At 61.6% G+C, this 13917-nt stretch carries 8 protein-coding genes; 4 read left to right on the forward strand and 4 right to left on the reverse strand.

The features are described 5' to 3' along the window. Nucleotides 1-482: 482 nt before the first annotated feature. Nucleotides 483-1052 (forward strand): Crp/Fnr family transcriptional regulator, encoded by a 570-nt coding sequence (locus tag E0486_RS13945; RefSeq protein WP_131852829.1) that lies wholly within the window; start codon nucleotides 483-485, stop codon nucleotides 1050-1052. A gap of 45 nt (nucleotides 1053-1097) precedes the next feature. Further along, nucleotides 1098-2243 carry a glycosyltransferase family 2 protein gene (locus E0486_RS13950; protein ID WP_131852831.1) on the forward strand — a complete coding sequence of 382 codons (1146 nt, stop codon included), beginning with the start codon at nucleotides 1098-1100 and terminating at the stop codon, nucleotides 2241-2243. 564 nt (nucleotides 2244-2807) lie between these two features. On the opposite strand, the gene E0486_RS13955 is transcribed toward E0486_RS13950, so the two are convergent. The 4 genes from E0486_RS13955 to E0486_RS18955 all read right to left on the reverse strand — a co-directional run bounded on the left by E0486_RS13955 (nucleotide 2808) and on the right by E0486_RS18955 (nucleotide 7003). Next, nucleotides 2808-3755 (reverse strand): glycoside hydrolase family 5 protein, encoded by a 948-nt coding sequence (locus E0486_RS13955; RefSeq protein WP_131852834.1) that lies wholly within the window; start codon nucleotides 3753-3755, stop codon nucleotides 2808-2810. A gap of 9 nt (nucleotides 3756-3764) precedes the next feature. Further along, a complete protein-coding gene (locus E0486_RS13960; RefSeq protein WP_131852836.1) occupies nucleotides 3765-6044 on the reverse strand; it encodes a glycoside hydrolase family 3 N-terminal domain-containing protein in 2280 nt (759 codons plus the stop codon). 214 nt (nucleotides 6045-6258) lie between these two features. Next, complete coding sequence (locus tag E0486_RS13965; RefSeq protein WP_131852838.1) at nucleotides 6259-6798, reverse strand: hypothetical protein; 540 nt, start codon at nucleotides 6796-6798, stop codon at nucleotides 6259-6261. A gap of 31 nt (nucleotides 6799-6829) precedes the next feature. Further along, nucleotides 6830-7003 carry a hypothetical protein gene (locus tag E0486_RS18955; RefSeq protein WP_165917340.1) on the reverse strand — a complete coding sequence of 58 codons (174 nt, stop codon included), beginning with the start codon at nucleotides 7001-7003 and terminating at the stop codon, nucleotides 6830-6832. A gap of 216 nt (nucleotides 7004-7219) precedes the next feature. Between E0486_RS18955 and E0486_RS13970 the strand changes: the two genes are divergently transcribed. Beyond that, nucleotides 7220-8914: a ComEC/Rec2 family competence protein gene (locus tag E0486_RS13970; RefSeq protein WP_131852840.1), complete on the forward strand. Its 1695-nt coding sequence runs from the start codon at nucleotides 7220-7222 to the stop codon at nucleotides 8912-8914. A gap of 27 nt (nucleotides 8915-8941) precedes the next feature. Then, a complete protein-coding gene (locus E0486_RS13975) occupies nucleotides 8942-13888 on the forward strand; it encodes a coiled-coil domain-containing protein (protein WP_131852842.1) in 4947 nt (1648 codons plus the stop codon). Nucleotides 13889-13917: the final 29 nt, after the last annotated feature.

Here is a 13917-nt window from a genome sequence, read left to right on the forward strand (position 1 = left end):
CGCAAAGAGGCTGTTTCTTGTGCTATAGCTTGATATATGTTTGCCCCGTACTAAAGATCAACATCGTATTTCAAGCGCCCCGCGGTGCGGGACATGCGCGAAGGCAGCCTGAAAGGTTGTGAACAGACTTCTGCTCGTTGCCTTACGCAATACAATTTGAGTAAAAGATCGGTGCCTGTAGTTCCGCCTCCGCGCATGTCCTGCGTAGCAGGAGGCTCCGCTTACGAAAAGCAGCGGCGTTGATGCCTTTTAGGAGAAACACCACCATAGTTAACGAACGCGGCGCGCTCCGTGCCCCGAAGCTTTAGCGAAGGAGCACCCTCTGCGTCCCGATGGCTTTCTTCCTTTCCCTGCGTTGAAAACGACATAAGACACAAGCCGGCGCCGGATGATTCAACAGAGCCAGCGTGTATGAGACGGCTTCGGGTGGCGCGCCCTTCGGTGCGCGTCCCCCAGAGGCCAGGGCTTCGTACCTTCCCCCCATGAAGGAACCGTTCTTCGCTACGCTGGCGGCCATCACGCCGCTGGGCGCCGGCACCCTCGCCGACATCGACCGCTGCCTCACCGCCACGCATGCCCCCAAGGGCACGGTGCTGGTGCGCGCCGGCGCGCCCTCCGATAAGATGTACTTCCTGCTCCGGGGCGCCGCCCGCGCGTATTACTTCCACCAGGACAAAGAGTACACCGACTGGTTTGTGTTTGAAAACATGTTCTTCTGCTCCATCCTCGCCTTTTTCGGCGGGCAGGAAAGCGCCCAGTGCATCGAAACCCTCGAAGACAGCGACCTGCTGATCCTCACCCGCGCGCAGATCGACGCGCTGAGCGCCGCCCACGAAGACATGCAGCGGCTCAACAACCTGCTGCTGACCCACGCGCTCGTCACGCTGCAGCAATCCATCATCGATCAGCGTTTCAAGACCGCGCCCGAGCGCTATGCCAACCTGATGGCCACTTACCCCCTCGCGCTGCAGCGCGTACCGCTGAAGCACATCGCCACCTTCCTGGGCGTCGCTCCCGAAACCCTCAGCCGCATCCGCGCAGCCGTTATTTGACCTGAGGTCAACTCCCGCTCCGGTTGGCGGCGCTAGCTTTGCCGCATGATCCTCAGCATCTACGCCTCCGTCATCGTTCTCGCCTGGCTCGCCGTCTGCGCGCTGCTGCTGGTGAATACCCGAAAGATCACCTACCTCCGCACGGTTCCAACGAACGACCCTGCAGCGGCGCCCGCGGTGGCCGTCATCATTGCGGTAAAAGACGAAGAGGCCGAGCTCGAGACGGCGCTGCAAAGCGTCTGCGCGCTCCGCTATCCTCACTTCCGCATCATCGTGGTCAACGACCGCTCCACCGATGGCACGGGCGCCATCCTGGGCCGCCTGGCCCGGCGCGATCCGCGCCTGACGATCATCAACGTAGACGAGCTGCCCGCGGGCTGGCTCGGCAAGAACCACGCGCTGTACAAGGGCTACTGCGCGTCCACCGAGGAGTGGCTGCTCTTCACCGACGGCGACGTGCAGTTCGCCCCCGACACGCTGCGCAAGGCCATGACCTTCGTGCAGGAGCGCGGCCTGCAGCACCTTACCGTGCTGCCCGAGGTCACGTCGCGCTCGGGTCTTTTCCGTGCCGTGATGAACACCTTCGCCCTCATGCTCGACATCAAGCTGCAACCCTGGACCGTGTCGGACCCGAAGTCGAAGTCGTCCATCGGTGTCGGCGCCTTCAACCTCGTGGAACGAACGGCCTACGAGCGGGCGGGCACGCACCTGCTCATCTCCCTGCGCCCCGACGACGACCTGAAGCTGGGCGCCCGGATCAAGGGCTCCGGTGGCCGCCAAGATGTGGCCTATGGCGAGGGTGTGCTGTGGCTGGAGTGGTACCATAGCCTCGGCCAGTTCGTAAACGGGCTGATGAAGAATATGTACTCGGTGTACGACTACCAGCTCGCCCCGGCGCTCGGCGCCGCCGTGGCTACCTTCCTCATCCTGGTGCTGCCGGTGCCGCTGCTGCTGCTTTCAGGTGCCCCGTATATCTACGGTGGGCTCCTCATCTTCGCGGCGCAGGTGGCCCTGATGCTGGGCAAGAAAGGCATCCGCGCACCCTGGTGGCACGCGTTGCTGATGCCCTTCGCCGGGCTGGTGATGGTGTATGTGATCCTGAAGTCCACCTGGCGTACGGTCCGCCAGGGCGGCATCTACTGGCGCGATTCGTTCTACCCGCTGAGTGAGCTAAGGAAGCAGGTGGGGTGAGGGTGGCCGTTGGTAGCGGTTATTTTGAACGCAAAGACAAAGAGAGGGGAATTTAAACGCCGAGGTTGTGAGAGACGCAAAGAGGCTGTTTCTTGTGCTATAGCTTGATATATGTTTGCCCCGTACTAAAGATCAACATCGTAGTTCAAGCGTCCCGCGGTGCGGGACATGCGCGAAGGCAGCCTGAAAGGTTGTGAACAGACTTCTGCCAGTTGCCTTACGCAATACAATTTGAGTAAAAGATCGGTGCCTGTAGTTCCGCCTCCGCGCATGTCCTGCGCAGCAGGAGGCTCCGATTACGAAAAGCAGCGGCGTTGATGCCTTTAGGAGAAACACCACCGTAGTTAACGAACGCGGCGCGCTCCTTGCGCCGAAGCTTTAGCGAAGGAGCACCCTCTGCGTCCCGATGGCTTTCTTCCTTTCCCTGCGTTGAAAACGACCTAAGACACAAGCCGGCGCCGGATGATTCAACAGAGCCAGCATGTATGAGATGGCTTCGGGTGGCGCGCCCTTCGGTGCGCGTCCCCGCGCAATGACGAAGAGAAGGGGAAGCACTGATGCCGGTCAAGGATTGAGTGCGCGCAATTGCCGGCGGATGAAAACGCCCCAGGGCTTCAGGTCATTTTCCTGCCAGCCACCGTTGGCAGGGGCGCCCTTCCACAACACCGAGCAGCTTTCGTACTTGTCCGACACCGACCAGATCACCCAGCTGATGCCGCGGGCTTCGGCCCAGCGCTGGAAGCGGCCCCACTCCTCGAGGTCGAGGCGCCCATCGCCGGTGGGCTCCATGGAGCCGCATTCGGAAATGAACAGCGGGATGCCCTTCGCCAGCGCCCCGTCGCAACGGTCGCGGAGGTACTGCTTGTGGGCGGCGGCGTAGAAATGCATCGTGTACATGATGTTGCTGACGCCGCGGATCGGGTCCTGCGCTACGAGGTTGAGGTCGGTGTTCCAGTGCGGGCAGCCCACGAGTATAAGGTTGTCGGGATCTTCGGCACGGATGGCACGGATGATCCCGGTAGCATAGGCTTTCACTTCGGCCCAGGACTCCTGGTCGGGTTCGTTGAAGATCTCCCAGATCACGTTGGGATAGCGCCCCCACTTGCGCGCCATCGTCCGGAAGAAAGCGGTGGCCTCCGCATCGTTGCGGTTGTGGCTGTGCCAGTCCACGATCACGTAGATCCCCGCCTCCACGGCGCCGCGGATGACGGCCTCCACCCGTGCGATAGAGCGGGCCGCACTGTCGTTATACGCGCCTTCGGGCTCGATGCCCATGGCGGCACGGACCACGCTCACCTTCCAGTCGCGCGCCAGCCACCGGACGGCCGCCTCGTTGTAGTAGCGCGGGTGCCAGTTGTCCCAGCCGAAAGACGTGCCCCGGAGCAGCACCGGCGCGCCCTTCGCATCTACCAGCCTGGTTCCCTTCACGGAGAGCTGCCCCCAGCGCTTCACGGGCTGCGCCTGCGCCAGCACGGTGGCCAGTAGAAATACCATACAAATAATGGAGCGCATGCAAATTGTTTAAAAGACAACCGTCTTCGTTACCCGGAAGCTTCCTTTCAGTCCACCACACTGCACCGAAAAGGTGCCGGCCTCGAGGTGCTTCTTCCCATCCGTGCCTACGAAGGCAAGTGTGCGAAGGGAAATGCGGAAGCGTACCTGCTGCACGGCGCCGGGCGCCAGGAGCACCTTTTCGAAGCCGCGGAGGCGCGTCAGGTCGGGCGTGAGTGAGGCCACGTCGTCGCCGATAAAAAGCTGCACCACTTCCTGCCCCGCGCGGGTGCCGCTGTTGGTCACCGCAACGGTCACCTCGAGGGTTTCGTCGGGACCGAAAGCGCCCTTACTCACTTTCAGGTCGCTGTAGGAAAACGTGGTGTACGAAAGTCCGAAGCCGAACGGATATTGCGGATCGGTTTCGCCGCCCTGCGGGTTGGTGGCCCCTTCGGAGGGCTTGCGGATGTAGCCGGTTAGATCGTTGGGATAGCGGGGATAGGTAATGGGCAGCTTGCCGCTTGGGTTGACCGTGCCGGCCAGCACATCGGCGAGCGCATCAGCACCGTAATTACCGGGGAGGTAAATGTGCACGATGGCGGCCGCGCCGGGCTCGATGCGGCGGATGATCCGCGGGCGCCCTTCGTTGAGCACCAGGATCACCGGCTTGCCGGTGGCTTCGAGCGCCGTTGCCAGTGCCAGCTGGTTGTCGGACAGGCTCAGGTCGCTGCTGTTGCCGGGTGTTTCGGTATATGAATTCTCGCCAAGGCACAGCACGATGTAGTCGGCGCTGTCGGCGGCCCGGACGACGTTCCGTATATCTACGGTGGTATCCTGCGCATACTTTCCTTTTCCGAGGTACGACACACCGGGTACGTAGTGCACCTTCGCTTCGCCCAGGTTCGCGCGCAGCGCATCGAGGATGGTACGAAACTGCCCGCCCGCGATGGAGTCGGTCTGCTCGCCCTGCCAGGTGTAGGTCCAGCCGCCGTTGAGCGTGCGCAGCGAGGCCGCGTTGGGGCCCGTTACCAGCACCCGCGCACCGGCGCGCAGCGGCAGGGTGCCGTTGTTGTTCTTGAGCAGCGTGATCGACTCGGCGGCGGTTTCATAGGCGGCGCGGGCATGCTCGGCGCCACCAAATTTGGGGTAGTCGGCAAGGCGCGTCAGCGGCGTTTCAAAAAGACCGGCTTCCATTTTCACCCGCAGGATGCGGCGCACGGCGTCGTCGATGCGCGCCCGCGGAACCGTCCCTTCTTTCACCAGGGCCAGCAGGTCGGTAGTGAATTCTTTATAGTCGTAAGGCAGCATCGACATGTCGATGCCGGCGTTGATGGCGAGGCCGATGGCTTCCTTGAGCGAAGCGGTCATCCGGTCGCGGCGGTACACGTTCTCGATGTCCTGCCAGTCGCTCACCACGAAGCCGGTGAAGCCCAGCTCCTTCTTCAAAATATCGGTCAGGATGTGCTTGTTGACATGGGTGGGAATGCCGTTGATGAGCGCCGAGTTGACCATCACGTTGCGGGCGCCGGCCCGTATGGCCGCGGCGAACGGCGGCAGGTGGTATTCGCGGAGGTAGTGCTCGGGGATCCAGGCATCGGAGCGGTCGTGGCCCGAGCGCGGGTCGGAGTAAGCCAGGTAGTGCTTGAGGCTTACGATCAGCTTGTCTTTCGCGCCCAGCGGAACCTGCGCACCTTGCGTGAAGGCTACTCCAAGTTCCGAGGTAAGGAGAGGGTCTTCGCCGTAGCCTTCCCAGAGCCGCGGCCATTGCGGGTTCACGCCGAGGTCGAGCACGGGCGAGAAGGTCCAGGGCACGCCGGCGGCGCGGCCTTCGTAGGCGGTCACTTCACCGGCGCGGCGCACGAGGGCGCGGTTCCAGGTGGCGGCCTGCCCGATCTGCTGCGGAAAGAGCGTAGCACCCAGCACGTAGTTGGCGCCGTGGATGTCGTCGAGGCCGTAGAGTACCGGGATCTTCAGGCGTGTGCCCTGCGCCGCTTGCTGGATCTCGCCTACGATGCGGTTCCATTCGGCGGCCGTGGGCGGGTAGCCGGGCGTGTTGAGAATGGAGCCGATCTTATAATTCAAGACGGCGTCGCGCATTTTTTCCGAAAACCGGAAGGGCGTGCCGCCGCCCAGCGATTCGATCGACACCTGGGCCATCTGGCCCACTTTTTCTTCCAGCGTCATTCGGCGCAGCAGCGCGTCCACGCGCCGCTCGATAGCTGGGTGGAGGGTTTGCTGGGCCACGGCGGGAAGGGCAAGCGCCGCGGCCGTACAGGCCGGCAGCAGGCGACGGGCAAGGGATAGCTTCATGGTTGGCAGGAAATGTTCCCTAAGGTAATGCGGGGCCAGAGAAAAGGTTCGCCTCAGCCCTCGTTCTCCAGGCTCCGCCGCACGCCCAGCGCGAAGCCGCGCACGCCGGCGGTGCAACCCGCCTGGCGGATATGCCAGAGGGGTACCGGGCCGGCAGGGCCAGCGCAAGGTTTGTTCGAGGGTCATCGGGTTGTTCCAGGACAGCCGACACGTGTCAGGCCACTGGCCCACGGCGCAGCAGCTGCCCCAGGAGCCGTGCCCAGCGCCCGGCCCGCTGTGTGCCCGCGGTGCCGGCAGCGCCCGGGTGAAAGACGAGGTCAACGGGCGGCTGCGGCGAACGGAAGTGCAGGCGCAGGATGTGTTCCGAGCGCAGCGCGCAGGCCTCGATATCGTGCAGCGGCAGCACCTGCGCCTTGAAGCTACCGTTGTCGTTCCGCTCGCAGGCAAAGAGGCGGCCCTTGCGCGCGTCGAGGCCGAGCATGCCGTCGCGAAGGCGTTCCTGGCAGGAAAAACGCAGGCCGTGGCGGGCGGCCTGGTGGCTGAAGCGGTCGAGCAGTTCCTGCTGGCGCCGCTTGCGGCGGCCGGTGAACAGTCGTTGACACAGTAATAGGGCAAAAAGCGGGAGCGTGAGGTATAACAGCGAATACCAGCGGGGATCCTGTACAAGGCCGGCTTCCAGCACGGCCCCGTTGGCCAGTGCGAGCAGGAGCAGCACAGACGCATCCACCGGGTTCTTCGAAAAGTTTCCGGACATGACGTTCAATTTTCAGTGAAAAAAGGAAAGGCTAGGCGGCGGTGCCGCAGCGGCTGGCGTCAAAGTCCTTGAGCGAGGAAAAATAGAAGAGGTCGACGCAGAAAGGGAGGAACTCCGGGAAAGACCAGGTATAGCAATCCCGCAGGTCAAGCACCAGCGTCCAGTCGGGCCTGCGTTTTTGTATGGGGGTTACCTGGTTGCGCACAACATCAAATATACGACGGCGCCCGGCGGGAATGGCTTTCGAAGAAAGTTAAAGCCGTTTTGGAAAGGGAAAAGCGGCCCTCCGTATAACTACGCTGCGGGCTCCGTATATATACGGAATTTTTGAAATTAAGCTGATTTAATATGGATTTCCCGGCCGGTCGTTTTAGATTTATTGGCCAACCAACGCTTTCCCCCCGGCAACCAAAACACGCATATGAGCCAAACTCTGGAGATCCATCACCTCAACGTGGAACAGGGCGAGTCGACCCTGCTCGTCATCGACACCGACGGCGCCAAGACCACGATCCTCATCGACGGCGGCCTGCAGGCACAGGGCACCGCCATTAAAACCTACGTTACCGACCTGCTCGGCGTCGGCACTGAGCTCGACTACGTGCTGATCTCCCACTTCGATGAAGACCACTGGGAGGGTATCCGGTGGTTGATCCAAGAGGGTAGCATCATTGGCGCCGACACCCGGTTTTACTCGCCGCCGGTATCGTTCGACAAGTTCCTCCGGCCGGTGCTGGTGGACAAAAAGCTATTCCGCATCGACAAATTCAAGCTGCTGGAGCTGTACCTCAAAGGCAGCGGAAGCCGCGCCGGCAGCAAGGAAGCCGGTGACATCGAGGCATTCGAAACAGACCGGCTAGAGGTGTCTGCCCGCCTGCTCCCACTGATGTACAAGCCGATCGACCACAACCCGCCGGTGTTCCTGCGCGACTACCGCAGCAAGCTGAAGGAGTACAACGAACGCTTCGGCACCCTGCTGGGCGGCGCGCTGACGATCACGACCCAGGACCTGGACGAGGCCTTGCAGGCCGGGACCATTTTTGAAAATAAGGCGAAGTGGGTGGCGCCCGTCATCCGGGTCGGGGCCGTGGAGCTGGAGCTGCTCCGCTACGGCGTGTACGACAGCAACCACAACAACGACAGCCTGGCCTGGCTGCTGCGCTTTCACAACTTCCGCTACTACACCGGCGGCGACCTTAAAACGGAACTGGAAGACGAGTTGTTTTACACCCCCGACTGCACCGACATTCCGCCGGGCGCACGTCCCGCCGAAAAGATCCACGTGTTCAAAGCCGGCCACCACGGCGCCAATGGATCTACCTCCGACAAGTTTCTGAAAATGCTGCGCCCGGATGCCGGCATCGTCTCCTGCGGCAACCCGGTCATAGGAAAAAACACGCACAAGCATCCGCGCCCGGCGCTGATGCGTCGCCTGCTCGAAAACAATGTGAGCACCTTCGTCACCAACCTGATCACCAGCACCAACATCCAGCTGCCCGACGCTTTCGAAAAATACAGCTGGTTCAATGTGACCACCGGAAACGTGAAGCTCTTTAATGCGGAAGAAGCACTCGTTTCCACCAAGCCGGTCGTGTTCACTTATACCGTGCAAAAGGCCGCCTGGTCCCTCATCGGCAACGAAAGCCTGCAACTGGCCTACACCTTTGAAAACGAAGTCTGGCACAGCCTTTCCCAAAGTCCCTACGAAGTGGACTTCCTGGTCAACAGGGAGGCCACCGCTATGCTGAACAAGTCGCTCATACACGTGGCCAACCCGATCGAGAGTTTCCTGTCCATCGCCAGCGAGCTGATCAAGAAGCCGAAAAACTACTTCATTGGCGAAAGCGACAAATTCGACAAGATGAAGAAGAATTCGATCCGCGTGGTCGTTACCGAAATGGGCGCGCAAAAGCCGTCCCCGGACTACCATATCTGCTGCGGCCCGCACTATGCCTTTTTCCCGCGCATCGCCTACCAGCCAGCGCGCCAAACGCTGCTTACGGACTTCAAATTCACGAAAACAGACCAGCCGTCCGAACGAAAGCGCAAGCGGGAAACTGCCGACACGGGCAACAATGCCCGACAGCCGAAACGCCTGCGCAAACGCACCTTCTGACCCCTCACCGCAACCCAAACGATCCCCATGCAAAAAGAATTATACACGCGCCTGTTCACCGGGCTCCGCGACCGCATCGGCCGCGACGCGGGCTTCCCCCTCAACAGCGCCAGCCTGCGGCAGCTGGCCGTCGATCTGCAACTGTACGATGCGCTCGCCCCCGACCTGGAAGGCTATTTTTCGGAACAACGCTTCGACAGCCTCGACCTGAAAGGCCCTGCCCTGCTCTCTGATACCGAAGACGGCCTCTTTCTTCAAACCGTGATCGACCGCGAACTTACCGTACCCGCGTTTGCAGCCCCCGTGCACCTCGTGCAGCTGACGCTCAGCTACGACAGCAACGGCCTGTTCTCGGGCTACTTCAGCACCGCCGCTGACCGCGGCCCCGCCTTTTACGTGGACCTGTACCGCGGCAGCGAGCAGTTCAGCAGCTGCGACCAGTTTTCGCTGGCCGACGTCAACGACCTGCACGAAGCCGTGGGCGCGGGAGCACTCCGGTCCGGCTTCAGCAGCTTTCTCAACACCGCATCGCTGTTCACCGACATCCGCGTTCATTCTTTTGAAGTAGCCAGCGCCGGCAGCAGCGTTACGGTCACCTACGACGCCACGCCGCAGCAACTGCAGCACCTGGAAGTATTGCCCGGCATCCTGACGCTGGAAGACTTTTATTTTACCAATACGATCGTGCGCACCGGTACGGCCACGCAGCAAAGCGACCTGGCCTACCGCTTTGGCTGCCATGCACGCGTGCAGGTGTGTGCCAGGTATTACGGGTTTTCCTGCGCCCAGCAGGGTGGCGACTCCTATCGCTTTGAGGCCGCGCGCGAAGGCGGCGTGCCGCTGCCCACCGTGCCCCAGCTTCTCGGCCACTTCGGGCTCGAGCTGCCGGCCCTCGACCTCTTTCCCGAGATCACGCTCCAATCCATTGCGGTGACCGCCGACATCGCGCAAAAAAAGCTGGAGGAAGTGGAGATCGGCGCCGAGCTGCTGTTTCGCCCGCTGGAGGCCCGCTTCCGGAGCCGGCTTTCCTTTCCCGACTGCCGCTACCGCCTGAGCCTCCTCGAATCGCTGCCGGTGGCGGAAACGATGCGTCGCATCGGCGACCGGATCGGCCTGCCGCTCCCCACGCTGGGAAGCGAATTTGAACAACTGCAGGTGCAGCAACTCGATGTGGCCCTGTCGCGGAGCACGCAATCATTCGAGCTCCAGCTGACCGACCTGTTTTCCTACGAGATCTGCGGATCGACGCTGCGCTTCGAGCGCTTCGCCTTCAGCATCAGCCACAGCACGGGCGAAAAGCCGCGCGTGTCCATCGGCGGCGCCGTTTCCTTCCTCGACCTGCTATTCAGCTTCCGCGGCAGCTATGATACGCACTACACATTCGAAGCCGTGCTGGAAACGGAGCTCACCCTGAAAGACTACCAGCAGCGGTTCGAGCAACAGTTCGCCGTGCAGCTTCCGTTCTCGCTGCCCAACATCGGCTTGTCGGCACTGAGCTTTGCCTGCAGCACCGACAAGAGCTTCCACTTCGTCGCCGAGATGGGCACCTTCTCGCTCCGCGACCTGGGCATCGAACTGGAGCTGCTGCAGGACCTGCAGGTGGTGGCGCCGTCGCTCGAGATCGCCTACGACCAGCAATCGAAATTCTTCTGCGAGATCCGCGGCGGGCTCACGCTCAAGGGTCTTTCCTTCGACCTCCTGTTCACCCGGAAGTGGGACAGCGCCGCCGGCAAAGCCGGCTACTATTTCTACGGCGAGCTGCGCAACGACTATGCGCTCGGCGACCTGGAATATTTTTCCGAATCCTTCCGCACGCTCATCCCCGATTCGGTGCGCGACCTGACGCTGAAGACACTGAGCGTTACCTACGACTCGCTGGAAGACCACTTCCTGTTTACCGCGGAAATACAGGACCTGCTGCACTACGATTTCGAGCTCGGCGTGCTGCGTAAGATCGACGTGAACGACTGCCGCCTCCAGTTTCACATCCGCGACAAGAAGATTCATTTCAACCTGCAGGGCGACCTCGCCATCAATGATACGCACCTCGTTTTCGAGACGGACTATTCCACCGAAAAAGGATTGACGCTTGCCGCCTACAACAAGGAGGTGATGAACCTGAACCTCAAAGGATTTACGGATCATTACCTGGGCGAAACGGGAGTATGGTCGCTGGTGCCCGAATACTTCCGCAACATTACGTTCGATAAAACCCGCCTGCAATTCCGCAGCAGTCCCCTCCAGGTGTCAATCGACATCAGCACGAAGCAACTGGGCGGGCTTTATGGCTTCATCGGCAAATCACGCAGCGGCGCCGGCGTGCTGTTCGGCATTGTGCCGCCCGCCAAAATTCCCTTCTCCGAGATCAACGCCGACCTGGGCTTCCTCGAGGGCCTCGACTTCACCGGCTCCTTCCTCGTGCTTTCTTCCGCCGATGCCTCTTCCTACGAGCCCGAACAGATCCCCGAGCAACTGAAGACCGTAGCCTTCGTTGATGGCATCACCCTCAGCGCCGCGCTCAGCCTCAACGAAGAAGGCATCCGCAGCACGGAGCTCCGCGCGGCCGTGGCCTACTTCCGCAAGCATATCCTTGACGTGCAGCAGCTGACCATCCGCGGCATGCTGGGCCTCGATTTGGAAAAGATCGCGCTGGAAGCTTTCGTGGGCAAGATCGCCATCGGAGGTACGCTGCTGGAGCTTCGAAAGGCGGGCGTCCGTATTTCTGCGGGACTCGACTTCACCCTTTTCGGAACGCTTGCCATCGACCTGCAGGAATACATCGGCATCGCGATGTCGTTCAGCCTCTACCTGAAGGTGGCGGCCAACGGCGTCATGGGCTACGGCATCTGGGAAGGCGACCTCGGCACGCGCAACCTCAAGGAGCTGAGCCGCAACCTCGAGCACCTCAGCACCTCGGCCACGCAACTGCTCAATGACTACGAAGGCGCGCGGCAGGTGCTGGCCAGCAACACGCTCTTCAACCCCGGTGTGTTTCATGCCATCGGGGCCCTGCCCGAGCTGCAGGTGACGCGCCTCGGGCTGATTTTCGGCATCGACTACGAAGGCATCCCCAGCTTCGGCTTCCTGGGCGAATTCACGCTCAACGGAACGGGTGACGCCGACAAGGGCATCGTGGCCTTCGTGTTCGACAGCGCGAACCCCTCGAAGTGCCTGCTCGACCTGAAGTTTCCACGCGAAACCCAAAAGGCGCTGCAGGACCTCTTCCGCCAGTGCAACTTCCTGGGCATCCCCGCGGCCACCCTCGACGGCGTGCTCAACTTCCTGCAATTCGGCGGCTTCGCCGATGAAAAAGGAGCCTGGGTGCCGCTGCGTCTCAAGTTCGCGATCGCCGACGTACGCATCGGCGACGTGTTTTACAACAAAGGCATCATGGTGCAGGGGCGCATCGGTCTCTTCGGCGGCGAGCTGGAAGCCGCCTTCAACCTGCGCCTCGACAGCAGCGGCTTCAAGGGTTTCGGCAAGCTGAAGAAAATCGACATCCGCATCGACGACAAGCCGGTGCTGCTCCTTGCAGAATCGGCGGAGTCTGTGCTCGTAAAAGATCGCGTACTCAATGAAGACATCAACAAGCTGCTCTTCGACGGCCCCTATCTTAACGTCGAAGCCCCGATCGGGTCGCTCGACGCGGCTTGCATCAACAGCAGCGCCCGCGTAGAATTCCTCGGTGTGCAATACGATACGCTGTGCAGCATTTCCAGGGACGGTGTGTACTTCAAATGCAACGAGCGTCTGCCCGTGGGACAGTTGCAACTGGATGTGGCGCTGCGCTCCTTCCGCGACATGGAAGCAACCGGTAGCGTCAACCTCGACTTCGAAATCCCGGAATTGTACGTGTCGGCACAGGCGCAGGGCCACGGCGGCATTTACCTCAAAGGCACCGACCTGCGCGCCCGCTTCTCCCTGCTTGTTTCCTTCAAAGACCCCGTCAACAACCACCCGGTCAGCCTGCCCGCTTTCGACGTGGAGCTGACCGTGCCGCCGCAGCTTGTAGACGTGCTGAGCCATCTCGCCGAGCGCACCGTGGAAACCGTGCGCGAAGTGGCCAAGGAAGTGTTCAGCGAGATCAAGGCCGAACTGGAGCAGCTGGTGAAAGAAATCACGGCGCTGGCAGAAGAGATCGCGGCCGTTGCCCGCAGCATTGAGGAGCAAACGCATATCATCGCCACGCTCAAACAAAATATCGAGGAGATCATCGATGTACTGAAAGCCATCTATGGTGCCATCGCCCAGCACCGCGAGGATATCGCCCGCCTCGAACGCGAGCTGCTGGACCTTGCGGCGGAGATCGCCCAGCTGGCCGACGCCCTCGCCCGCCTCGACCTGCGCCGCACCAACGACCTGATCAACCAGATCCCCAACATCCTGATGGTCATCGTGCTGGAAATAGCCGGCACTACCAGCGCCATCACCGGTGACGTGCTGCTGGCCGTCAACCGCAAGCTCGAGGACGGCTGGAATTATTGGGAACAGGTGCGCATTGACACCTACCAGGAACGGATGCGCCTGGACGCGGAATACCGCGACAACTGGTGGAAGCCCTGGGCCTGGGGCCATCCCGCCCGGATGGGTGCCCTGCTGATCCACGAAGGCGTTTGCGAGTCGAACAAATTCCACGAGCGCAACCTGATCAACCTGCTGGCGCCGTTTGTGGAGCTGGCGGCCGCCATCGAGCGCGACACGCGGCAGGTGCAAAACCTCCTGGGCCTTCGGCGCAGCGAGCACGACAACAAGAGCAGCGTGCTGGCGCAAACGCAGACCCTCCTGGCCGAGCGTATGCAAAAAGCCAACGAGGAGACCGACGAGCAGCACCGTAAGGAGGGCGACCTGCGCACGAGCGAAGGCTTCCTGCAAGAGCTTGCTGTGCAAAAGACCGGTAAAGAATCCCTGCTGACGCAACGGCGCGAGGACCTGGAACGGATCAAAAGCCGCAAGCGGGCGGAGCTCGCGCTGTAGCGGAAAAGGAGGCGCGCGGCTGCAAGAAA

This window comes from Flaviaesturariibacter aridisoli (assembly GCF_004343705.1).
Lineage (GTDB): Bacteria > Bacteroidota > Bacteroidia > Chitinophagales > Chitinophagaceae > Flavisolibacter > Flavisolibacter aridisoli.

Excerpts from the sequence above, each read along its gene's own strand:
- E0486_RS13950 (WP_131852831.1), top strand. The coding sequence starts at position 1,098 with ATGATCCTCAGCATCTACGCCTCCGTCATCGTTCTCGCCTGGCTCGCC.
- E0486_RS13975 (WP_131852842.1), top strand. The coding sequence starts at position 8,942 with ATGCAAAAAGAATTATACACGCGCCTGTTCACCGGGCTCCGCGACCGC.
- E0486_RS13970 (WP_131852840.1), top strand. The coding sequence starts at position 7,220 with ATGAGCCAAACTCTGGAGATCCATCACCTCAACGTGGAACAGGGCGAG.
- E0486_RS13955 (WP_131852834.1), bottom strand. The coding sequence starts at position 3,755 with ATGCGCTCCATTATTTGTATGGTATTTCTACTGGCCACCGTGCTGGCG.
- E0486_RS13960 (WP_131852836.1), bottom strand. The coding sequence starts at position 6,044 with ATGAAGCTATCCCTTGCCCGTCGCCTGCTGCCGGCCTGTACGGCCGCG.
- E0486_RS13945 (WP_131852829.1), top strand. The coding sequence starts at position 483 with ATGAAGGAACCGTTCTTCGCTACGCTGGCGGCCATCACGCCGCTGGGC.
- E0486_RS13965 (WP_131852838.1), bottom strand. The coding sequence starts at position 6,798 with ATGTCCGGAAACTTTTCGAAGAACCCGGTGGATGCGTCTGTGCTGCTC.